Origin of the sequence: Klebsiella sp. LTGPAF-6F, from assembly GCF_001753185.1 — a bacterium.
Lineage (GTDB): Bacteria > Pseudomonadota > Gammaproteobacteria > Enterobacterales > Enterobacteriaceae > Klebsiella > Klebsiella michiganensis.
On sequence record NZ_CP017450.1, the window covers coordinates 5,313,494 to 5,334,118 of the forward strand.

The 20,625-nt window shown below is 55.2% G+C and carries 24 protein-coding genes; 19 read left to right on the forward strand and 5 right to left on the reverse strand.

Annotated elements, in window-relative coordinates:
- The first annotated feature begins 231 nt into the window (after positions 1 to 231).
- The 8 genes from metK to ruvX all read left to right on the forward strand — a co-directional run bounded on the left by metK (position 232) and on the right by ruvX (position 7,483).
- Positions 232 to 1,386 carry a methionine adenosyltransferase gene (gene metK / locus BJF97_RS24830; RefSeq protein ID WP_014226830.1) on the forward strand — a complete coding sequence of 385 codons (1,155 nt, stop codon included), beginning with the start codon at positions 232 to 234 and terminating at the stop codon, positions 1,384 to 1,386.
- A gap of 378 nt (positions 1,387 to 1,764) precedes the next feature.
- On the forward strand, positions 1,765 to 3,159 hold the full coding sequence (locus BJF97_RS24835) for a sugar porter family MFS transporter (RefSeq protein ID WP_004854145.1): 1,395 nt from the start codon (positions 1,765 to 1,767) through the stop codon (positions 3,157 to 3,159).
- 75 nt (positions 3,160 to 3,234) lie between these two features.
- Positions 3,235 to 3,735, forward strand: coding sequence for a SprT family zinc-dependent metalloprotease (locus BJF97_RS24840; protein WP_032692849.1), 501 nt, complete (start codon positions 3,235 to 3,237; stop codon positions 3,733 to 3,735).
- 94 nt (positions 3,736 to 3,829) lie between these two features.
- Positions 3,830 to 4,537, forward strand: coding sequence for a deoxyribonuclease I (gene endA, locus BJF97_RS24845; RefSeq protein ID WP_014226832.1), 708 nt, complete (start codon positions 3,830 to 3,832; stop codon positions 4,535 to 4,537).
- A 91-nt stretch (positions 4,538 to 4,628) separates the two neighbouring features.
- Positions 4,629 to 5,360, forward strand: a complete 732-nt coding sequence (gene rsmE / locus BJF97_RS24850) for a 16S rRNA (uracil(1498)-N(3))-methyltransferase (RefSeq protein ID WP_032692850.1) — start codon at positions 4,629 to 4,631, stop codon at positions 5,358 to 5,360.
- 20 nt (positions 5,361 to 5,380) lie between these two features.
- Positions 5,381 to 6,328 (forward strand): glutathione synthase, encoded by a 948-nt coding sequence (gene gshB, locus BJF97_RS24855; protein WP_014226834.1) that lies wholly within the window; start codon positions 5,381 to 5,383, stop codon positions 6,326 to 6,328.
- Between the two features lie 175 nt (positions 6,329 to 6,503).
- Positions 6,504 to 7,067, forward strand: coding sequence for a YqgE/AlgH family protein (locus BJF97_RS24860; RefSeq protein ID WP_014226835.1), 564 nt, complete (start codon positions 6,504 to 6,506; stop codon positions 7,065 to 7,067).
- Positions 7,067 to 7,483, forward strand: a complete 417-nt coding sequence (gene ruvX, locus BJF97_RS24865) for a Holliday junction resolvase RuvX (protein WP_014226836.1) — start codon at positions 7,067 to 7,069, stop codon at positions 7,481 to 7,483. The genes BJF97_RS24860 and ruvX overlap by 1 nt, the downstream gene beginning before the upstream one ends.
- A 55-nt stretch (positions 7,484 to 7,538) precedes the next feature.
- Here ruvX and BJF97_RS24870 read toward each other — a convergent pair whose 3' ends face one another.
- Together BJF97_RS24870 and BJF97_RS24875 are read right to left on the reverse strand one after the other, a co-directional pair.
- Positions 7,539 to 8,192 (reverse strand): LuxR C-terminal-related transcriptional regulator, encoded by a 654-nt coding sequence (locus tag BJF97_RS24870; protein WP_014226837.1) that lies wholly within the window; start codon positions 8,190 to 8,192, stop codon positions 7,539 to 7,541.
- A 348-nt stretch (positions 8,193 to 8,540) separates the two neighbouring features.
- On the reverse strand, positions 8,541 to 9,521 hold the full coding sequence (locus BJF97_RS24875; RefSeq protein ID WP_032692851.1) for a type IV pilus twitching motility protein PilT: 981 nt from the start codon (positions 9,519 to 9,521) through the stop codon (positions 8,541 to 8,543).
- Positions 9,522 to 9,537: 16 nt separating this feature from the next.
- Between BJF97_RS24875 and BJF97_RS24880 the strand changes: the two genes are divergently transcribed.
- The 8 genes from BJF97_RS24880 (at position 9,538) to BJF97_RS24915 (ending at position 15,990) form a co-directional block, all read left to right on the forward strand.
- Positions 9,538 to 10,242 (forward strand): YggS family pyridoxal phosphate-dependent enzyme, encoded by a 705-nt coding sequence (locus BJF97_RS24880; RefSeq protein WP_014226839.1) that lies wholly within the window; start codon positions 9,538 to 9,540, stop codon positions 10,240 to 10,242.
- Between the two features lie 17 nt (positions 10,243 to 10,259).
- Positions 10,260 to 10,826, forward strand: a complete 567-nt coding sequence (locus tag BJF97_RS24885) for a YggT family protein (protein WP_004105714.1) — start codon at positions 10,260 to 10,262, stop codon at positions 10,824 to 10,826.
- Positions 10,823 to 11,113: a DUF167 family protein YggU gene (yggU, locus tag BJF97_RS24890; RefSeq protein WP_004854155.1), complete on the forward strand. Its 291-nt coding sequence runs from the start codon at positions 10,823 to 10,825 to the stop codon at positions 11,111 to 11,113. Before BJF97_RS24885 ends, yggU begins: the two co-directional genes overlap by 4 nt.
- 12 nt (positions 11,114 to 11,125) lie before the next feature.
- On the forward strand, positions 11,126 to 11,719 hold the full coding sequence (locus tag BJF97_RS24895) for an XTP/dITP diphosphatase (RefSeq protein WP_004854157.1): 594 nt from the start codon (positions 11,126 to 11,128) through the stop codon (positions 11,717 to 11,719).
- Positions 11,712 to 12,848: a radical SAM family heme chaperone HemW gene (gene hemW / locus BJF97_RS24900; RefSeq protein WP_014839536.1), complete on the forward strand. Its 1,137-nt coding sequence runs from the start codon at positions 11,712 to 11,714 to the stop codon at positions 12,846 to 12,848. The genes BJF97_RS24895 and hemW overlap by 8 nt, the downstream gene beginning before the upstream one ends.
- 304 nt (positions 12,849 to 13,152) lie before the next feature.
- Positions 13,153 to 14,139, forward strand: a complete 987-nt coding sequence (locus tag BJF97_RS24905; protein WP_032692853.1) for a TRAP transporter substrate-binding protein — start codon at positions 13,153 to 13,155, stop codon at positions 14,137 to 14,139.
- 46 nt (positions 14,140 to 14,185) lie between these two features.
- A complete protein-coding gene (locus BJF97_RS24910; protein WP_014226842.1) occupies positions 14,186 to 14,689 on the forward strand; it encodes a TRAP transporter small permease in 504 nt (167 codons plus the stop codon).
- Positions 14,689 to 15,990 carry a TRAP transporter large permease gene (locus tag BJF97_RS24915; protein WP_004105725.1) on the forward strand — a complete coding sequence of 434 codons (1,302 nt, stop codon included), beginning with the start codon at positions 14,689 to 14,691 and terminating at the stop codon, positions 15,988 to 15,990. Before BJF97_RS24910 ends, BJF97_RS24915 begins: the two co-directional genes overlap by 1 nt.
- Before the next feature lie 48 nt (positions 15,991 to 16,038).
- Here BJF97_RS24915 and BJF97_RS24920 read toward each other — a convergent pair whose 3' ends face one another.
- Genes BJF97_RS24920 through trmB form a run of 3 tightly spaced genes read right to left on the reverse strand, consistent with a single transcriptional unit; the run spans position 16,039 to position 17,854 of the window.
- On the reverse strand, positions 16,039 to 16,758 hold the full coding sequence (locus tag BJF97_RS24920) for a DUF2884 domain-containing protein (protein WP_009651812.1): 720 nt from the start codon (positions 16,756 to 16,758) through the stop codon (positions 16,039 to 16,041).
- 50 nt (positions 16,759 to 16,808) lie between these two features.
- A complete protein-coding gene (locus BJF97_RS24925; protein WP_004854168.1) occupies positions 16,809 to 17,135 on the reverse strand; it encodes a YggL family protein in 327 nt (108 codons plus the stop codon).
- On the reverse strand, positions 17,135 to 17,854 hold the full coding sequence (gene trmB, locus BJF97_RS24930) for a tRNA (guanosine(46)-N7)-methyltransferase TrmB (RefSeq protein ID WP_004854170.1): 720 nt from the start codon (positions 17,852 to 17,854) through the stop codon (positions 17,135 to 17,137). Before trmB ends, BJF97_RS24925 begins: the two co-directional genes overlap by 1 nt.
- 136 nt (positions 17,855 to 17,990) lie before the next feature.
- Here trmB and mutY point away from each other — a divergent pair, with 136 nt between their 5' ends.
- From mutY to mltC, 3 genes are read left to right on the forward strand one after another with little or no spacing between them, the layout of a single operon-like run.
- Positions 17,991 to 19,049 carry an A/G-specific adenine glycosylase gene (gene mutY, locus BJF97_RS24935; RefSeq protein WP_032692855.1) on the forward strand — a complete coding sequence of 353 codons (1,059 nt, stop codon included), beginning with the start codon at positions 17,991 to 17,993 and terminating at the stop codon, positions 19,047 to 19,049.
- A 27-nt stretch (positions 19,050 to 19,076) separates the two neighbouring features.
- The gene (locus tag BJF97_RS24940; protein WP_004854175.1) at positions 19,077 to 19,352 is read left to right on the forward strand and encodes an oxidative damage protection protein; all 276 of its coding nucleotides are present in this window, start codon (positions 19,077 to 19,079) and stop codon (positions 19,350 to 19,352) included.
- A gap of 50 nt (positions 19,353 to 19,402) precedes the next feature.
- Positions 19,403 to 20,485, forward strand: a complete 1,083-nt coding sequence (mltC, locus tag BJF97_RS24945) for a membrane-bound lytic murein transglycosylase MltC (RefSeq protein ID WP_014226844.1) — start codon at positions 19,403 to 19,405, stop codon at positions 20,483 to 20,485.
- The last annotated feature ends 140 nt before the right edge of the window (positions 20,486 to 20,625 follow it).

The following is a 20,625-nucleotide window of genomic DNA, read 5'->3' on the forward strand; positions in this document are numbered from 1 at the left end:
TGTCAGGAAAAATTGCCACCGCCCTTTTTCTATAAATGCGACGAATATCAAAAAAGGCTGGAAATGGGGTCAAGAACTGCCCTAAAATAGCCGTCCAGAAGTTAATCCATCTATACTGATTAACACTCAGACTGCTCGTGTCACTACCTGCAAGCTTTGGTAGAGTCATCCGTCAAAGCCATTCTACACAACAGTATGAGCTACCCGAATCGTCCACAGGTGAAATAAAACATGGCAAAACACCTCTTTACGTCAGAGTCCGTATCAGAAGGGCATCCCGACAAAATTGCTGACCAAATCTCCGACGCCGTGCTGGATGCGATCCTCGAACAGGATCCGAAAGCGCGCGTGGCATGTGAAACCTACGTCAAAACCGGTATGGTTCTGGTCGGTGGTGAAATCACCACCAGCGCATGGGTTGATATCGAAGAGATCACCCGCAACACGGTCCGTGAAATTGGCTACGTGCATTCCGATATGGGCTTTGACGCCAACTCCTGCGCGGTGCTGAGCGCCATCGGTAAACAGTCTCCGGACATCAACCAGGGCGTTGACCGTGCCGATCCGCTGGAACAGGGCGCGGGCGACCAGGGCCTGATGTTTGGTTACGCCACTAACGAAACCGACGTGCTGATGCCTGCGCCGATCACCTATGCGCACCGTCTGGTGCAGCGTCAGGCTGAAGTGCGTAAAAACGGCACCCTGCCGTGGCTGCGCCCGGATGCGAAAAGCCAGGTCACCTTCCAGTACGACGACGGCAAAGTTGTCGGTATTGATGCGGTCGTTCTCTCCACACAGCACGCCGAAAGCATCGATCAGAAATCGCTGCAGGAAGCGGTGATGGAAGAGATCATCAAACCGGTTCTGCCAACCGAGTGGCTGAACAGCGCGACCAAATTCTTTATCAACCCAACCGGCCGTTTTGTTATCGGCGGCCCCATGGGCGACTGCGGCCTGACCGGGCGTAAAATCATCGTTGATACCTACGGCGGCATGGCTCGTCACGGCGGCGGCGCGTTTTCCGGTAAAGATCCGTCTAAAGTGGACCGTTCTGCGGCCTACGCGGCGCGCTATGTGGCGAAAAACATCGTTGCCGCCGGCCTGGCCGATCGTTGCGAAATCCAGGTTTCCTACGCCATCGGCGTGGCGGAGCCAACTTCAATCATGGTTGAAACCTTCGGTACCGAAAAAGTGCCTTCTGAGCAGCTGACCCTGCTGGTGCGCGAGTTCTTTGATCTGCGTCCGTATGGCCTGATTCAGATGCTGGATCTGCTGCACCCGATCTACAAAGAGACGGCGGCATACGGCCACTTTGGCCGCGAGCATTTCCCGTGGGAAAAAACCGACAAAGCGGCCCAGCTGCGCGAAGCGTCCGGTCTGAAATAAGACGCCGCTCTCCTCACTTTCAAGGCCAGCCCCGCGCTGGCCTTTTTATTTTACGCCCCTCAGCCGCCCGGCATACCGCCTGCAACATCCCTATTATGGAAGCGATTACATCATATGCAGAGCAAACCTTTTCCGTTATTGCATGCAAAATGTAATAAGACTTCACTTTGTTACACAATATTTCAGTAAAGTCCGATTAGCGCTTTTAATTTCTTGAGCTAAACTTAATTAATATACTGATTTAAATGCGTTTATAGTCATTACGTTTCTTTACTCTAGTGTAACCGATTACACAGCCGTGATTACTATCACATTTTTTTACGACGTATTTACCTACCCTACGCATCGACAAGATCAATAACTCAACCGGAGGGCGTTATGCCTGACAACAAAAAACAAGGGCGTTCCAACAAGACGATGACGTTCTTTGTCTGTTTCCTCGCCGCACTGGCTGGCCTGCTGTTCGGCCTTGATATCGGTGTTATTGCGGGTGCCTTACCCTTTATTGCCAACGAGTTCCAGATAAGCGCCCACACTCAGGAGTGGGTGGTCAGCTCCATGATGTTCGGCGCCGCCGTCGGCGCGGTGGGCAGCGGCTGGCTCTCCTTCAAACTCGGGCGTAAAAAAAGCCTGATGATTGGCGCCATCCTGTTCGTTGCCGGCTCGCTGTTCTCCGCCGCCGCACCGAACGTGGAAGTGCTGCTGCTCTCCCGCGTGCTGCTCGGCCTGGCCGTAGGCGTCGCCTCCTACACCGCCCCGCTGTATCTGTCTGAAATCGCCCCGGAAAAAATCCGCGGCAGCATGATTTCGATGTATCAGCTGATGATTACCATTGGTATTCTCGGCGCCTATCTTTCCGATACGGCATTCAGCTACAGCGGCGCCTGGCGCTGGATGCTCGGGGTGATTATTATCCCGGCGGTGCTGTTGCTGATTGGCGTGGTTTTCCTGCCTGACAGCCCGCGCTGGTTTGCCGCTAAGCGCCGCTTTGTCGACGCCGAACGCGTCCTGCTGCGCCTGCGCGACACCAGCGCTGAAGCGAAACGCGAGCTGGATGAGATCCGCGAAAGCCTGAAGGTAAAACAGTCCGGCTGGTCGCTGTTTAAAGAAAACAGCAACTTCCGCCGTGCGGTATTCCTCGGCGTCCTGCTGCAGGTGATGCAACAGTTCACCGGTATGAACGTCATCATGTACTACGCGCCGAAGATTTTTGAACTGGCGGGCTATACCAACACCACCGAACAGATGTGGGGAACCGTCATCGTGGGTCTGACCAACGTTCTGGCGACCTTTATCGCCATCGGACTGGTTGACCGCTGGGGCCGTAAGCCGACGCTGATCCTCGGCTTTATCGTTATGGCGCTCGGCATGGGCGTGCTGGGCAGCATGATGCATATCGGCATCCACTCCGCCACGGCGCAGTACTTTGCCGTCCTGATGCTGCTGATGTTTATCGTTGGCTTTGCGATGAGCGCCGGCCCGCTGATTTGGGTGCTGTGCTCCGAAATCCAGCCGCTGAAAGGGCGTGATTTCGGTATCACCTGCTCAACGGCCACCAACTGGATTGCCAACATGATCGTCGGCGCGACCTTCCTGACCATGCTGAACTCGCTGGGCAGCGCCAACACCTTCTGGGTCTATGGCGGCCTGAACATCCTGTTCATCTTCCTGACCCTGTGGCTGATCCCGGAAACCAAAAACGTTTCGCTGGAACATATCGAACGTAACCTGATGAAAGGCCGTAAGCTGCGCGAAATCGGCGCGCGCGACTAGACTAACCCGCTTCCTCCCTCCCGGGAGGAAGCTTCTTCTTGCTCTCCTCATCCCGCCGCACTATTCTCTGGCGCTATGAAAACACCCCGAATTCCCATTGCCCTTCAACAGGCCGTTATGCGCAGCCTGCGGGAAAATCTTGCCAAAGCGAACTTCAAGCTGGGACGCCATTACCCTGAACCGGTGCTGGTTTATCAGCAGCGGGGAACCTCCGCCGGTACCGCCTGGCTGGAGAAAAATGAAATCCGCCTTAACCCGGTGCTGCTGCTGGAAAACCAGCAGGCGTTTATTGATGAAGTCGTGCCGCACGAGCTGGCCCACCTGCTGGTATGGAAGCACTTTGGCCGCGTGGCGCCGCACGGCAAAGAGTGGAAATGGATGATGGAAAGCGTGCTGGGCGTTCCGGCTCTGCGCACCCATCGTTTCGAACTCGATTCAGTGCGTAAAAATACCTTCCCCTACCGCTGCCAGTGCCAGCAGCACCAGCTTACCGTCCGCCGCCACAATCGCGTGATGCGCGGGGAGGCCACCTATCGCTGCGTGCGCTGCGGAGATGTTCTGGTGGCGGAAAAGTAATCTCCGGAAATAACTGGAAATTTTCTGATCTGACTGATTGCGTCTGGCAATCACATTCGATACGTTGCGGACTCGTTTTGACACGGAGTTAACGATGTCCCGTATTCATATTTTTGCTGCCGCGTTTCTCAGCGCGGCGGTATGCGCCCCGCTTGCAGCGGAAGGAATCAACAGTTTTTCTCAGGCCAAGACCGCTGGGGTCAAGGTCAATGCCGACGCCCCCGGCGATTTCTACTGCGGCTGTAAAATCAACTGGCAGGGAAAAAAGGGGGTTATCGACCTGGAATCTTGTGGCTATAAAGTGCGTAAAAATGAAAATCGCGCCAGCCGGGTCGAGTGGGAGCATGTGGTTCCCGCGTGGCAGTTTGGCCATCAGCGTCAGTGCTGGCAGGACGGCGGGCGCAAAAACTGCGCTAAAGATCCGGAATACCGCAAGATGGAAAGCGACATGCATAACCTGCAGCCGGCGGTCGGCGAGGTCAACGGCGACCGCGCCAACTTTATGTACAGCCAGTGGAACGGCGGCGAAGGCCAGTACGGCCAGTGCGCGATGAAGGTTGATTTTAAAGATAAAGTTGCCGAGCCGCCGGCTCGCGCCCGGGGCGCTATCGCCAGAACCTACTTCTATATGCGCGACCGCTACCAGCTCAATCTTTCCCGCCAGCAAACCCAGCTGTTTACCGCCTGGGATAAGCTGTATCCGGTAACAACCTGGGAGTGCGAACGCGACGCGCGTATTGCCAAAGTTCAGGGCAACCATAATCCTTACGTCCTGCAGGCTTGCCAGGCGCAAAAGAGCTAACCTACACTAGCGGCAATTGTTAATTTGCAGCTTCACTCCTTCCCCTGCCATGGGGGAGGAGAATATCTGCGCAAAGAACGGAATATCAAGCATGCGCATTCCTCGCATCCATCACCCGGAACCGATTACCACGGGTAGCCAGATAGCCCTTTCCGACGACGCGGCCAACCACGTCGGTCGCGTTTTACGCATGGGTAAAGGCCAGACAATTGAGCTTTTTGACGGCAGCAATCAGGTCTTCGAGGCGGTCATTGTCGAGGCAGGTAAGAAAAGCGTTCTGGTTGACGTTCAGAGCAGCAAAATGGATAACCGTGAATCCCCGCTGCATATCCATTTAGGCCAGGTGATGTCCCGCGGCGAAAAAATGGAATTCACCATCCAGAAATCGATCGAACTTGGCGTAAGCCTCATAACGCCACTGTTTTCCGAGCGCTGTGGCGTTAAACTGGACGCCGAACGTTTGCAGAAGAAGATCCAGCAGTGGCAAAAAATCGCCATTGCCGCCTGCGAGCAAAGCGGCCGCAACGTGGTGCCGGAGATCCGCCCCGCCATGCAGCTTGAAGCCTGGTGCGCGGAGCAGGACGAGGGTCTGAAGCTTAATTTGCACCCTCGCGCCAGCGCCAGCATTAATACGCTGCCGCTGCCGGTCGAACGTATCCGGCTGCTGATTGGCCCGGAAGGCGGGCTTTCGGCAGAAGAGATAGCGATGACCGCTCGCTACCGGTTTACTGATATCCTGTTGGGACCGCGCGTTCTGCGTACAGAGACAACTGCGCTCACTGCCATTACCGCCCTGCAGGTGCGTTTTGGCGACTTAGGTTGAAGCGTTAACGGAGAAGAACAATGATTAAGCTCGGCATCGTGATGGACCCCATCGCAACCATCAACATCAAGAAAGACACCAGCTTCGCCATGTTGCTGGAGGCGCAGCGTCGCGGCTATGAACTCCATTATATGGAGATGAACGATCTGTACTTAATCAACGGCGAAGCCCGCGCCCGTACGCGCAAGCTGAGCGTCGAGCAGAACTACGATAAATGGTACGCGTTCAACGGCGAACAGGATCTGCCTCTGGCGGACCTTGACGTCATTCTGATGCGTAAAGATCCGCCGTTCGATACCGAGTTTATCTACGCGACCTACATCCTCGAACGCGCCGAAGAGCAAGGCACGCTGATCGTCAATAAGCCGCAGAGCCTGCGCGACTGTAACGAAAAGCTGTTTACCGCCTGGTTCTCCGAGCTGACCCCGGAAACGCTGGTCACCCGTAATAAAGCCCAGCTGAAAGCCTTCTGGGAAAAACATGGCGATGTCATTCTCAAACCGCTGGACGGTATGGGCGGCACCTCCATTTTCCGCGTTAAAGAGGGTGACCCCAACCTCGGCGTGATTACCGAGACGCTAACCGAGCTGGGCAGCCGCTACTGCATGGCGCAGAACTATCTGCCGGCCATTAAAGATGGCGATAAGCGCGTGCTGGTGGTTGACGGCGAGCCGGTTCCTTACTGCCTGGCCCGTATCCCGCAGGGCGGCGAAACCCGCGGTAATCTTGCGGCCGGTGGTCGTGGCGAAGCGCGCCCGCTGACCGAAAGCGACTGGGCCATCGCCCGCCGCGTGGGCCCGACGCTGAAGGCCAAAGGCTTAATCTTCGTCGGTCTGGATATCATTGGCGATCGCCTGACGGAAATTAACGTCACCAGCCCCACCTGCGTACGTGAAATCGAAGCCGCCTTCCCGATTTCCATCACCGGGATGCTGATGGATGCCATCGAGAAGCGCCTCAATAAATAAAGCGCTTATTCAGGCTGCAGGCCAGCGCCTGTAGCCTGGAGCCAGCTCAGAGATTCACGCTCAGGTTCATACCGGCAACGCGCCTTGAACCTGCAAGATAAAGTGAATCGACACTCCCTTGCTTTACCCGCATACTGGGTGCTGCTTTTTTGAACCAGGAACAGAACCTCTGACAATGAATTTACAGCATCACTTTCTAATTGCCATGCCTGCTCTCCAGGACCCGATGTTCCGTCGCTCCGTAGTCTATATCTGCGAGTATAACGATGACGGTGCCATGGGCATCATCATCAATAAGCCGATGGAAAATCTGCAGGTTGAAGGGATCCTGGAGAAGTTAAAAATCACGCCTGAACCGCGCAATCCCGAGATTCGCCTGGATAAACCGGTGATGGTTGGCGGCCCGCTGGCCGAGGATCGGGGTTTTATACTTCATTCGCCGCCCTCCGACTTTTCTTCCAGCATTCGTATTTCCGATAACACGGTGATCACCACCTCCCGCGACGTGCTCGAAACGCTGGGTACGGATAAACAGCCGGACAACGTGCTGGTTGCGCTGGGCTATGCCTCCTGGGAGAAAGGCCAGCTTGAGCAAGAGATTCTGGATAACGCCTGGCTCACCGCGCCGGCCGATCGGAATATTTTGTTCAGCACGCCGATAGCTGACCGCTGGCGCGATGCTGCGAAGCTCATTGGCATCGATATCGTGACGATGCCAGCCGAAGCGGGGCATGCGTAATGAGCGGCACTTTTTTAGGCTTTGATTTTGGCACCAAAAGCATTGGCGTCGCCGTAGGGCAGCGCATCACAGGCACTGCCCGCCCCCTTCCCGCGTTGAAAGCGCAGGACGGTAAGCCCGACTGGAATATTATCGAAAAGCTGCTGAAAGAGTGGCAGCCCGAAGCCGTGATTGTCGGCCTGCCGCTGAATATGGACGGCACGGAACAGCCCCTCACCGCGCGCGCGCGCAACTTCGCGAATAAAATACACGGCCGCTTCGGCGTGCAAATAACCCTGCATGATGAACGTCTGAGCACGGTTGAAGCCAGAGCCGGGCTATTCGAACACGGTGGATTCCGGGCGCTCAATAAAGGCAGCGTGGATTCCGCTTCTGCAGTCATTATTCTGGAAAGCTACTTCGAGCAAAGTTTCTGAACATCAACGATGGCGCCCTACCGCAGCGGCAGGCGCCATCACCCTGATTTCATTTTTAGTGGCGCAAATGCTCATTCGCCCAGCTGACCGCCTGAGTCCGGTTCTTCACGCTTAGCTTACGGAACACGTTGTACAGATGGGTACGCACCGTGTTTTCACTGATAAACAGCGCGCGGGCAATATCCAGATTGGTCGCCCCGCAGCGAAGTTCATTCAGGATTTCACATTCACGCTCGGTGAGCGGTGAATTTTCCGCAGGCGCCGATACATGATCCGCAGCATACATCGCCGGGTGCATCACGCTCAATTCAGCCGTCTGTTCGCCGTTCAGCACAGCCTTAACGCCCTCAATTAAGCGCGATTCATCATCGTCATGACGGAAAACGCCGTACAGCGCTGGCCACTGCGCCATTTCGTAGAGCTCATACTTTTGCGCGCTATTGATAATCAATAAACGGGGGTTATCCGCCTGCAGACGAATAATGTCACGCCATACGCTATTCAACTTTTTATTTGAAACTGCAATATCAAATAATATTACAGAATCTTTCAAAAGACGCTGCGCGAGGGGTTTGTTAATATTTTGCAGAACGACTGACGCAGATAACTTCTCAGCCAGCCAGGTTGCGAATGCTTTGCTTTGAATAGAGGGGTGAGTAATAAAAGTAACCTGGTGAGAAAAAGCCGAATTCTCAGATAAATTAATCACTTAAAACTCTCCTTAGTTGATTCCCGCCTTCATAGCGGTTAAATGAATTAACAAGAATACGATCGCCGGTGTATTTATAAAATCAAACCAAACTTACACCTTGAAACATTATTCCATGGGAATTTTCCTATCCCTGTAAACAGCATAAATCGAATGCCTTAAGAGAGTCAAAAGATTATCAAACTTTTTTCCTGGTTATGGGAGGTTTATGTCAATTCGTTTTTCATAGCGTGCATTATTCGGCTTAATTTTAGGTAGTTATTTGTAATATAAAATAATGATACCAAACATTAATAAAACATTATCATAACAAGCCATTGGTATGATGTCTGAATATAAAAGATGCAGCTATAAAAGACCCGCAGCCGTACGTTGCTGAAAGCTTTGCGTAAAAGTTTGCATCCCGAATTGCTGCCCGGTTTGCATCACGCCGGGCAGCTGATGCGTTTTCCCCTCGCGGATCAAATTCGCCACCGCCGGGGTATTAACCAAAAGCTCGTATAGCGCAACTCTTCCGCCAGCAGTATCCGGAAACAATTTTTGTGCCAGCACCGCGCATAAACTTCCCGCCAGCTGGCTACGAACCTGCTCTTTCTCCTGGGCAGGAAAAACATCCACCAGCCTTTCAACCGCCTGTGCCGCGCCGCGCGTATGCAGCGTCGCCATAACCAGATGTCCGGTCTCCGCCGCGGTCAATGCCAGGCGGATCGTTTCGCTGTCACGCAGTTCCCCTAGCAGAATGACATCCGGGTCCTGACGCAGCGCAGCGCGCAGGGCCGCGGCAAATGAGGGGCAGTGACGACCGATTTCCCGCTGCTGGATCAGGCTGCGCTCGCTGTGATGAATAAACTCAACCGGATCTTCCAGCGTCAGGATATGGCCATTGAGGCGCTGATTAAGATAGCCCACCATCGCCGCCAGGGTGGTGGATTTCCCGCTACCGGTGGCGCCCGTGACCAGGATAAGCCCGCTCTCCTCATTGAGCAGCTCCGTTAAGGCGGCCGGCGCGCCGAGATCCGCCAGCTGCGGACAGGTTTCCGCCAGCAGACGCAGGGCCAGCGACAGACCGCGGTTGTGGACAAATGCGCTGGCGCGCAGGCGCGGGCCGCCGGCCGGAGCCAGCGCGAAATCAACCTGCCCGCAGGCCTGCCACTGGGCGAGCTGCTCGGCGTTGAGCCAATCAGCGAGTATCTTGCCAATATCCGGAGAGGTAAAAGGCGCAGGCTCCAGCTTGCCCTGGCGACGCCAGCGCGGCGTTGAAGCATTGCACAGGTGTAGATCGGAGACGTTATGCTTTACACTAAGGGCCACTATTTCTTCCAGTTCCATAACTCATCCTCGGTATATGAACGATATTGCGCATAACCTGGCACAGGTCCGGGACAAAATCTCAGCCGCTGCCGCACGCTGCGGCCGTGCTCCAGAAGAAGTTACATTGCTTGCAGTCAGTAAAACGAAACCTGCGAGCGCTATCGAAGAAGCGATGGCCGCAGGCCAGGTCGCGTTTGGCGAAAACTATGTTCAGGAAGGGGTGGAGAAAATCCGCTACTTTCAAGAGACCGGGGCAAGCGGGCTACAGTGGCACTTTATCGGGCCGCTGCAGTCCAATAAAAGCCGCCTGGTGGCCGAGCATTTTGACTGGTGCCATACCGTCGATCGACTCAAAATCGCCGCTCGCCTCAGTGAACAGCGCCCTGCTCACATGCCGCCACTCAACGTGCTGATTCAAATCAACATTAGCGATGAGCAGAGCAAGTCGGGCATTCCCGTTGACGAGCTGGACGCGCTGGCGGCAGAGATCGCGAAACTGCCGAATCTGCAGCTGCGCGGTTTAATGGCCATTCCCGCGCCAGAGTCAGAATATGTAAGGCAGTTTGCCGTCGCCCAACAAATGGCGGTAGCATTTGCGCGGCTAAAAACGCACTACCCTACCGTCGATACGTTGTCGCTGGGAATGTCGGATGATATGGAAGCCGCCATCGCGGCGGGAAGCACTATGGTGCGCATCGGAACCGCAATTTTCGGCGCGCGCGACTACAGCAAAAAATAAGGAATCTGAGGAACGCCATGAAGACGTTGACTTTCCTGCTCTCAACGGTCATTGAGCTTTACACAATGGTCGTGTTGTTACGCGTCTGGATGCAGTGGGCGCGCTGCGACTTTTATAACCCGTTTTCGCAGTTCGTGGTCAAGGCTACGCAGCCTGTCGTTGGGCCGCTGCGCCGCATTATCCCGGCGATGGGGCCGCTCGACAGCGCCTCCCTGCTGGTCGCCTTTATTCTCTGCGTCGTGAAAGCTATCGTGCTGTTTATGGTCGTCACCTTCCAGCCGATTATCTGGATCTCCGCGCTGCTGATCCTCATTAAAACCGTCGGCTCGCTGATCTTCTGGGTTCTCCTGCTCATGGCAATCATGAGCTGGGTAAGCCAGGGACGCAGCCCGGTGGAATATGTCCTGATGCAGTTGGCCGATCCGCTGCTGCGTCCGATCCGCAGACTGCTGCCATCGATGGGCGGCATTGATTTCTCGCCGATGGTGCTGGTTCTGCTGCTGTACGTGATCAACATGGGTATCGCCGAACTGTTGCAGGCTACCGGCAACGTTCTGCTTCCGGGGCTGTGGATGGCGCTATGAGTGCCGTCGAAGCCTGCGCTGATGGGTTGGTCTTACGGCTGTATATTCAGCCTAAGGCCAGCCGCGACAGCATCGTTGGTTTACATGGCGACGAGCTTAAAGTCGCCATTACCGCGCCTCCCGTTGACGGCCAGGCCAACGCCCATCTGGTAAAATTCCTCGCCAAACAGTTTCGCGTAGCGAAAAGCCAGGTGCTTATTGAGAAAGGCGAACTGGGCCGCCACAAACAGATAAAAATCATTCATCCGCAGCAGATCCCCGATGGGGTCGCCGCCCTGAAAGAATAAACAGGATCTCATATGCAAAAAGTTGTTCTCGCCACCGGCAATCCCGGGAAAGTGCGCGAGCTGGCCTCGCTGCTGGCAGATTTTGGCCTCGATATCGTGGCGCAAACCGAACTGGGCGTGGATTCCGCAGAGGAAACCGGCCTGACCTTTATCGAAAACGCCATTCTGAAAGCGCGTCATGCCGCGCAGATTACCGGCCTCCCGGCCATCGCCGATGACTCAGGTCTGGCCGTTGATGCGTTAGGCGGCGCGCCCGGCATCTATTCCGCCCGCTATTCCGGCGAAGACGCGACCGACCAGCGCAATCTCGAAAAGCTGCTCGACGCGCTGCGCGACGTGCCTGACGATCGGCGCCAGGCGCAATTCCACTGCGTGCTGGTCTATCTGCGCCATGCGGAAGATCCCACCCCGCTGGTTTGCCACGGCAGCTGGCCGGGCATCATCGCTCGCGAAGCCGCAGGCAGCGGCGGCTTTGGTTACGACCCGATATTCTTTGTTCCGACGGAAGGTAAAACCGCAGCGGAGCTGAGCCGTGAAGAAAAGAGCGCCATTTCCCACCGCGGACGCGCGCTCAAACTGTTACTGGAAGCCTTACGTAATGGCTAATTTGCCGCCCCTGAGCCTCTATATTCACATCCCGTGGTGCGTGCAAAAATGCCCGTACTGCGATTTCAACTCGCATGCGTTGAAGGGCGAGGTACCGCACGACGACTACGTTCAGCATCTGCTGAACGATCTGCGGGCCGACGCCCACTATGCGCAGGGACGTGAAATCGGGACTATTTTCATCGGCGGCGGTACGCCGAGCCTGCTCTCAGGCCCGGCGATGCAAACTCTGCTCGACGGCGTGCGGGAAGCTCTTCCCCTGGCGGACAACGCGGAAATCACGATGGAAGCCAACCCCGGCACCGTAGAAGCGGACCGTTTTGTCGAGTATCAGCGCGCGGGTATTAATCGCATCTCCATCGGCGTACAGAGCTTTAGCGAACAGAAGCTCCAGCGTCTCGGGCGCATCCACGGGCCACAGGAAGCCAAACGCGCGGCAAACCTGGCAAGCGGTCTGGGACTGCGCAGCTTTAACCTCGATTTAATGCACGGTCTGCCGGATCAGTCTCTGGAAGAGGCGCTGGACGACCTGCGTCAGGCGATTGCGCTCAATCCGCCGCATCTCTCCTGGTACCAGTTGACCATTGAGCCAAACACCCTGTTTGGCTCGCGTCCGCCGACCCTGCCGGACGACGACGCGCTGTGGGATATTTATGAGCAGGGGCACAGCCTGCTCAGCGCGGCGGGCTATCAACAATATGAAACCTCCGCCTACGCCAAGCCGGGGTATCAGTGCCAGCATAACCTGAACTACTGGCGCTTTGGCGACTACCTGGGCATTGGCTGCGGCGCGCACGGCAAAGTGACCTTCCCGGACGGGCGCATTCTGCGGACGGCGAAAACCCGCCACCCGCGCGGCTATATGGAAGGTCGTTATCTGGAGCGCCAGCATGATGTGGAAGATGCGGATAAGCCGTTCGAGTTCTTTATGAACCGTTTCCGCCTGCTGGAAGCGGCGCCGCGAGATGAATTCAGCCGCTACACCGGGCTTGATGAGCATACAATCCGTCCGCAAATCGATGCCGCCATTGCTGAGGGCTATCTGACGGAAGATGAGCGCTGCTGGCAGATTACCGAGCACGGTAAGCTCTTTTTGAACTCCCTTCTCGAATTATTCCTCAGCGAATAAACCTCGCTATGCTTATCCCGTTATAACAATAACGGGATAATTAATTATTCGCTTTTCCCGAAATATTAATATCGCTATTTCCGAATCATCTCAATTCAACATTTCCAATAAAAATAAATTCACATTCATTTATTAAAAATAAATATAACCTACCGCACAAAAATACGTATTTGATCGCCTGATTGCGAAAAAGTGTGAGTCAGACAGCTTAAAGATGTACGACAACAAGGATAATATGTCATACAGAAACAAGGAATATCCTTTAAGATATTGACCAATTACCCTAAGTGCATGGAGCCGACTCATGAAAAAACTCTCTTTTTCTCGTTCTCTGGCGTGTGTATCTCTGCTTGCCCTGCTCGCTTCCGGCGCCAGCGCAGCTGAAAAAGTCACGTTAAAACTGGCACATAACCTCGAACGTAGCCACGTTGTCCATCAGGCCTTTGAGGCGATGTCCAAAGAGGTTAACCAACTTTCCAACGGTGATATGAAGATTCGTATATATCCCAGTAGCCAGATGGGCAGCGCGCGCGAAACGATGGAGCTATTACAAAACGGCGCGCTGGATATGACCAAAGGTTCCGCCAGCGATCTGGAATCATTCGATAACGTCTACGCGATATATAATTTACCGTTCCTGTTTAAAGATCAGAATCACTTCAATAAAGTCGTCTTTGGTGACGTGGGCAAGGAAATTATGGAGTCCACGAAAGATAAAGGATTCTTTGCGCTTTCCGCCTATGTTGCCGGGACCCGCAGTTTTTACGCCAAAAAGCCCATCACTAAACCGGAAGATTTAAAAGGATTGAAGATCCGCGTCCAGGCCAGCCCGACAACCTTAAAAATGGTCGAATTAATGGGCGGTTCGCCAACCCCTATTTCCTTTGGTGAAGTTTATACCGCCATGCAGCAGGGCGTGGTGGACGGCGCGGAGAACAACGTGCCTTCCTGGGTGCAAACGCGCCATATCGAAATCGCGAAAGTGTTCTCAGAAGATGAACATGCCTCCATCCCGGATTTCCTCGTTATCTCCAGTAAAACCTGGGACAAACTGACGCCGGATCAGCAGCAAATCCTGATCAAGGCGGCGAAAGCTTCCGAAGCGTATCAGCAAAAACTGTGGGACAAGATCGACGCCGACACCCGCGCGCAGGCCAAAGCCATGGGCGGCGAAATTATCAAAGTGGATAAAGCGCCGTTCCGCGCCGCCGTGCAGCCGCTGTTTGATGAGTTCAAAAAAGATCCGAAGCAGGCCGCCCTGCTGGCCAAATTTGAAGCTACCGCCGAATAACACTTAGCGGGCCAGCCGCTGGCCCGCTTTCATCGGGAAAACAATGATGATACTTAACCGCATAAAGCTGGCGGTGGACCGCACGATCGCCGCATTCTCCGTCGCCGTTATGATTGCGCTGGTTGTTTGCGTCGTCTGGCAGGTGTTCAGCCGCTACGTACTCAACCAGCCCAGCACCCTGACCGACGAGCTGGCGCGCTTTTTGATGATCTGGGTCGGGCTACTGGGTGCGGCATATACCGTCGGCGCCCAGCGTCATCTGGCTATCGACTTACTGGCGATGACACTCCCTCCCCGCAGGCAGGCGCTGCTCAGCGTCATCATTAATCTGCTGATCTTTATTTTTGCCGGATCGGTGATTGTGACCGGCGGCGTGAAGCTGATTGAAAAAACGCTGTCGACCTCCCAGGTCTCAGCGGCAATGCAGATCCCCATGGGCTACGTCTATCTGATCCTGCCGTTAACCGGCCTCATTATGATGTTTTACGCAGTATGTTTTGTCAGCAACGGGCTAAAAAACATGAAGCACGCTGAAGCGGGGGCAAATTGATGGACAGCTATATCGCACTGATGCTATTTGGCTCTTTCTTTATTCTGGTTTTTATTGGCGTACCTATCTCCTTCTCCATCGGCATCGCCACCGTCGGTTCAATGCTGCTGATGTTCCCGTGGGATATCGCGGTGATTACCGTTTCTCAGCGCCTCGCGAACGGCCTCGATAACTTCGCCCTGCTGGCGATTCCATTCTTTATCTTTGCCGGTACGCTGATGAACAGCGGCGGGATTGCCATACGCTTAATCAATCTGGCTCAGGTGATGGTCGGACGCGTACCGGGCTCTCTGGGCCACGTCAACGTGCTGGCAAACATGATGTTCGGCTCGATTTCAGGCTCGGCGGTCGCCGCCGCCGCCGCGGTAGGGGGCACGCTGAACCCCATTCAGACGCAGAAAGGCTACGATCCGGCTTTCTCCACGGCGGTGAACGTCTCGTCGTGCATCACGGGCCTGCTTATTCCGCCGTCAAACGTGCTGATCGTCTTTTCCCTGACGGCGGGCGGCGTGTCGGTCGCGTCGCTGTTTATGGCCGGCTATCTGCCGGGCATTCTGATGGGCCTGGCTATTATGGTGGTCTGTGCCGTCATTGCTAAACGTCGCGGCTATCCGGTTTCTGAACGCCCCACCTGCGCCCAGGCGGCAAAAGCGTTTTTCGACGCCCTGCCCAGCCTGCTGCTGGTGATTATTGTGATGGGCGGGATCCTCGGCGGCATTTTTACCGCTACCGAAGCGTCGGCTATCGCCGTGGTCTACACCTTTATCCTGTCGGTGCTCATTTATCGGGAAGTGAAATGGCGCGATCTGCCGAAGCTGATCCTTGAATCGGTGGTGATGACCTCTATCGTGCTGCTGCTGATCGGCTTTTCCGTCGGCATGTCGTGGGCGATGACCAACGCCGACATTCCCTACATGATAAGCGATGCGCTAATGGGGGTGTCAGAAAACCCGGTGGTGATACTGCTGCTAATTAATATCGTGCTGTTAATCGTTGGGATCTTTATGGACATGACCCCGGCGGTGCTGATTTTCACGCCGATATTCCTGCCCATCGCGCAGGATTTAGGGATGGACCCGGTGCATTTCGGCATCATGATGGTCGCCAACCTGTGCATCGGTCTGCTGACGCCGCCGGTAGGCAGCGCGCTGTTCGTTGGCTGCTCCATTTCCGGCGTTAAAATTCAGCAGCTCATCAAACCGCTGCTGCCGTTCTACGCCGCCCTGCTGATCGCGCTGATGATGATTGTCTATATCCCGCAGATCTCGCTGTTTATTCCGCAGCTGCTGGGGCTGATGTGATCGACTGACCATAATCGCTACCTGCGGGCGCAGGTAGCGAAATAAAACTTACTTTAACGACCCCACCAGCGCTTTGCGGCTCTCTTCGAGGGAGACCACGCGGCTGCAGACATCCTTACCAAACTGCTGGAAATCGGCTTCCTGGTTTTTCCATTCATCCTGAATGGCCGTTTGCAGGCCGCCAAGGCTGCCGAGGATCCCCTGCAGCGGGTTACCGCCGCCTTTAAGAACCGCCTTCGCCCCCATCTCGTTGATGCTATCCTGCAGAATGCCGCCCATCGCCTGATTTACCAGCTGCTGGCCGTCGGCGCGCACCTGATCGATGGCTTTATAGTGGAAGGTCAGGCCATCGTTACGATGTTCAATTATGCGGCTCATTTGCGCTTTCAACTGCGCATCAAGCTTGGTCAGGCGGCTATGCATGCTGCTGCTGGCCCCCACCTGTTCGGTAATAATTTTATCCAGCGCGGCGCGGCCTTTTTCTACCCGCGTGCGGGCGCCTTCATCAATCCACGGCAGGCTGCTGCGCAGGCCAGCCTGATAGTCCTGAGCCTGCTCGCGCTGAGCGGCGTTCAGGGAATACGCTTTACCGTTAAAGGTCAGGTTGCCGTCCGGCTTAATCACCAGATCGCCGTTTTCGCCTTTTACCTGCACCTGCTGCGGGCTGAGGATGACATCGTCACGCGGCGTGACGCTACACTGGTAGTCCGCATGCGCGGACAAAGCGGTGACGGAAAGCGCCAATGCCAACAGCGTTTTGCGCATCATTTAACTCCCTTCAGACAAAACGGGCCGGCAGTTGCCGACCCTTGTCAAACTTAGTCCCACCAGATATCAAAAAGTTCGCTGGTGCGTACATCGGCAAGCCCGCGGTCTTCCAGCCATTTACGTACGATGGCCTGGTGTTCCTCGGTGCATTTGCCGATTTCCTGCAGGCAGATTAGGCCTTCCCAGGAAAGATAACCGCTGCCGTCAAAGGCCAGCTTATTAGGCTCAATCACTTCATCAATCAGATCGTTAACGGTCTGGTCGATCTGCTCTTCGCTGGTTCCATCCGCGAAACGCCACGCGACGGAAAAACCCACTTCCTGAAACTCGTCGATATGCATTTTTTTACGCAGACGACGGCTACGATTCGTTGCCATTATTTCACCCTCTCGAACATTAAGTCCCATACGCCGTGGCCAAGACGATGGCCACGCTGTTCAAATTTGGTTACCGGGCGCGATTCCGGGCGCGGCACATAGTCGTTGCTTTCAGACCGGTTACGATACCCTTCAAGCGAGGACATCACTTCCAGCATATGCTCGGCATATTGCTCCCAGTCGGTCGCCATATGGAAGACGCCGCCCAGCTTCAGTTTACTTTTCACCAGTTCGGCAAAAGGCGGCTGAACGATACGGCGCTTATTATGACGCGCTTTGTGCCACGGGTCAGGGAAAAACAGCTGCACCATGCTCAGGGAGTTATCCGGAATCATCGTATGCAGCACTTCCACCGCATCGTGGCACATGACGCGCAGGTTCTGCACGCCCTCTTCTTCGGCGGACGCCAGGCAGGCGCCGACGCCCGGCGAGTGCACTTCAATGCCGAGGAAATTCTGCTGCGGCTTCTCTTTCGCCATCGCCACCAGCGAAGCGCCCATACCGAAACCGATCTCCAGCGTGACCGGCGCCTCACGGCCAAACAGCGCGGCGAAATCGAGCGGCGCATCGTTAAATTCAACGCCCATCACCGGCCAAATATTGTCCAGCGCGTGCTGCTGACCTTTGGTCAGGCGGCCCTGACGACGGACGAAGCTGCGAATACGGCGCAGCGGACGGCCGTTTTCATCGAATTCCGGAGATATGACGTCGTTTTTCATAAAAGTTAAGTCTGCTTGTGAGAGTGTTCGGAAAACGGGCATTATCCAAAGTTACCCGGCGGATGCAAGGGTTTACAGCCTCTCGCCCTTGTGCTGCAATCTGCCACCTTATAATCGCTATCCCGGAGCCGTAGCTTTGACTTTTCCCGCCGCGCAATTTTCAGCCCAGGTGCTGGACTGGTACGACAAATACGGGCGTAAAACCCTGCCCTGGCAAATCGGCAAGACGCCTTACAAAGTATGGCTCTCCGAGGTGATGTTGCAACAAACACAAGTGGCGACGGTCATCCCCTATTTTGAACGCTTTATGGCGCGTTTCCCAACGATTACCGACCTGGCGAACGCGCCCCTCGATGAAGTCCTGCATCTGTGGACCGGCCTGGGCTATTACGCCCGCGCGCGCAATTTACATAAAGCGGCGCAGCAGGTGGCCACCCTGCACGACGGCAAATTCCCGCAGACCTTCGATGAAGTCGCCGCGCTGCCGGGCGTGGGCCGCTCTACCGCCGGCGCGATTTTATCCCTCTCTCTCGGTCAGCATTATCCGATTCTCGACGGTAACGTGAAGCGCGTGCTCGCGCGCTGCTATGCTGTCAGCGGTTGGCCGGGGAAAAAAGAGGTTGAGAAACGCCTGTGGGAGATCGCCGAGGACGTCACGCCGGCCAAAGGCGTCGAGCGTTTTAACCAGGCCATGATGGACCTCGGGGCGATGGTGTGTACCCGCTCTAAGCCAAAATGCGAGCTCTGTCCGCTGAATAACGGCTGCGTGGCCTACGCAAATCATTCATGGACTCAATACCCAGGCAAAAAACCGAAACAGACGATCCCCGAGCGTACCGGCTATTTCCTGCTGATGCAGCACGGCGACGAGGTGTTCCTCTCCCAGCGCCCGCCGGTGGGTTTATGGGGCGGTTTGTTCTGCTTCCCGCAGTTTGAGGATGAAGATGCGCTGCGGGCGTGGCTGGCCCAGCGTCAGATTAAAACCGATAATCTGACGCAATTAACCGCGTTCCGCCACACTTTCAGCCATTTCCATCTGGATATTGTGCCGATGTGGCTTACAGTGCACTCATCCGGCGCATGCATGGATGAAGGGGGCGCACTCTGGTATAACTTAGCGCAGCCGCCGTCCGTCGGTCTGGCGGCTCCCGTGGAGCGCTTGTTGCAACAGTTAAAAGCCGGAGCACCGGTTTAGCTTTCTGGCGATTAAAGAGGATTAAGAATGAGCAGAACGATTTTTTGTACTTTCCTGCAGCGTGAAGCCGAGGGCCAGGATTTTCAGCTGTACCCGGGCGAGCTGGGCAAACGCATCTATAACGAAATCTCCAAAGAAGCCTGGGCCCAGTGGCAGCATAAGCAGACGATGCTGATCAACGAGAAAAAACTCAGCATGATGAACCCGGAGCATCGCAAACTGCTGGAGCAGGAGATGGTTCAGTTCCTGTTTGAAGGTAAAGACGTGCACATCGAAGGCTACACGCCGCCAGAAAAACAGTAAGGGCCTGACGGCCCTTTACAACAATAAACACAACACGCACTCCCGGAATGATGAAAAAATACTTAGCGCTAGCGCTGATTGCGCCTTTGCTCGTTTCGTGTTCCAGCTCAACCAAAAAAGGCGCCGAGTACAACGAGGCGTGGGTGAAGGACACCAACGGCTTTGACATTCTGATGGGCCAGTTCGCCCATAACATCGAGAATATTTGGGGTTATAACGAAGTTCTGCTCGCCGGGCCGAAGGACTACGTCAAATACACCGACCAGTATCAGACCCGTAGCCATATCAACTTTGATGCGGGGACGATTACCGTCGAAACCATCGCCGGCACCGACCCGGCCGGGCGCCTGCGCCAGGCGATTATTAAAACCCTGCTGATGGGCGACGACCCGAACTCCATCGACCTCTATTCCGACGTCGATGATATTCAGATTTCAAAAGAGCCGTTCCTGTACGGTCAGGTGGTGGATAACACCGGCGAGTCGATTCGCTGGGAGTGGCGCGCCTCGCGCTTCGCCGACTATCTGCTGCAAACGCGCCTGAAAAGCCGCAGCAACGGCCCGCGCATGATCTACAGCATCACCATTAACCTGGTGCCGAACCACCTCGACAAACGCGCGCATAAATACATTGGCATGGTCCGTCAGGCATCGCGCAAATACGGCGTTGATGAATCGCTGATCCTGGCAATTATGCAAACCGAATCTTCCTTTAACCCCTATGCGGTCAGCCATGCCGACGCGCTGGGGCTGATGCAGGTGGTGCAGCACAGCGCCGGGAAGGACGTATTCCGTTCGCAGGGCAAATCAGGCCTGCCGAGCCGCAGCTATCTGTTCGATCCGGTCAATAACATCGACACCGGCACCGCCTATCTGGCGATGCTGAACAACGTCTATTTGTCCGGCATCACCAACCCGACCTCGCGTCGCTATGCGGTCATCACCGCCTATAACGGCGGCGCGGGCAGCGTGCTGCGGGTCTTCTCCAGCGATAAGGTTCAGGCGGCGAATATCATCAACAACATGACGCCGGGAGATGTTTATCAGACCATCACCAGCCGTCACCCCTCCGCCGAGTCGCGTCGTTATCTGTATAAGGTTAACTCTGCGCAGAAAGGCTACCGCCGCAGGTAATCCTCCTTCAGCGCCCCTGTTTCCTCCGGGGCGCCTTCCTTCTGCTATACACAATAGAGTTGCGCAACTGTTTTGCGATTTTCTGCGGCAGTTAACAAAAGCATCCATCGCATAAATGATAGAATCCAACCAAAATAACG

Coding starts and splice junctions, on each gene's coding strand:
- BJF97_RS24860 (WP_014226835.1), top strand. CDS start 6,504: ATGAATTTACAGCATCACTTTCTAATTGCCATGCCTGCTCTCCAGGAC.
- metK (WP_014226830.1), top strand. CDS start 232: ATGGCAAAACACCTCTTTACGTCAGAGTCCGTATCAGAAGGGCATCCC.
- BJF97_RS24875 (WP_032692851.1), bottom strand. CDS start 9,521: ATGGAACTGGAAGAAATAGTGGCCCTTAGTGTAAAGCATAACGTCTCC.
- yggU (WP_004854155.1), top strand. CDS start 10,823: ATGAGTGCCGTCGAAGCCTGCGCTGATGGGTTGGTCTTACGGCTGTAT.
- BJF97_RS24925 (WP_004854168.1), bottom strand. CDS start 17,135: ATGGCAACGAATCGTAGCCGTCGTCTGCGTAAAAAAATGCATATCGAC.
- BJF97_RS24920 (WP_009651812.1), bottom strand. CDS start 16,758: ATGATGCGCAAAACGCTGTTGGCATTGGCGCTTTCCGTCACCGCTTTG.
- BJF97_RS24885 (WP_004105714.1), top strand. CDS start 10,260: ATGAAGACGTTGACTTTCCTGCTCTCAACGGTCATTGAGCTTTACACA.
- BJF97_RS24915 (WP_004105725.1), top strand. CDS start 14,689: ATGGACAGCTATATCGCACTGATGCTATTTGGCTCTTTCTTTATTCTG.
- BJF97_RS24880 (WP_014226839.1), top strand. CDS start 9,538: ATGAACGATATTGCGCATAACCTGGCACAGGTCCGGGACAAAATCTCA.
- trmB (WP_004854170.1), bottom strand. CDS start 17,854: ATGAAAAACGACGTCATATCTCCGGAATTCGATGAAAACGGCCGTCCG.
- hemW (WP_014839536.1), top strand. CDS start 11,712: ATGGCTAATTTGCCGCCCCTGAGCCTCTATATTCACATCCCGTGGTGC.
- BJF97_RS24905 (WP_032692853.1), top strand. CDS start 13,153: ATGAAAAAACTCTCTTTTTCTCGTTCTCTGGCGTGTGTATCTCTGCTT.
- endA (WP_014226832.1), top strand. CDS start 3,830: ATGTCCCGTATTCATATTTTTGCTGCCGCGTTTCTCAGCGCGGCGGTA.
- BJF97_RS24835 (WP_004854145.1), top strand. CDS start 1,765: ATGCCTGACAACAAAAAACAAGGGCGTTCCAACAAGACGATGACGTTC.
- ruvX (WP_014226836.1), top strand. CDS start 7,067: ATGAGCGGCACTTTTTTAGGCTTTGATTTTGGCACCAAAAGCATTGGC.
- BJF97_RS24895 (WP_004854157.1), top strand. CDS start 11,126: ATGCAAAAAGTTGTTCTCGCCACCGGCAATCCCGGGAAAGTGCGCGAG.
- mltC (WP_014226844.1), top strand. CDS start 19,403: ATGAAAAAATACTTAGCGCTAGCGCTGATTGCGCCTTTGCTCGTTTCG.
- BJF97_RS24840 (WP_032692849.1), top strand. CDS start 3,235: ATGAAAACACCCCGAATTCCCATTGCCCTTCAACAGGCCGTTATGCGC.
- BJF97_RS24940 (WP_004854175.1), top strand. CDS start 19,077: ATGAGCAGAACGATTTTTTGTACTTTCCTGCAGCGTGAAGCCGAGGGC.
- gshB (WP_014226834.1), top strand. CDS start 5,381: ATGATTAAGCTCGGCATCGTGATGGACCCCATCGCAACCATCAACATC.
- rsmE (WP_032692850.1), top strand. CDS start 4,629: ATGCGCATTCCTCGCATCCATCACCCGGAACCGATTACCACGGGTAGC.
- BJF97_RS24910 (WP_014226842.1), top strand. CDS start 14,186: ATGATACTTAACCGCATAAAGCTGGCGGTGGACCGCACGATCGCCGCA.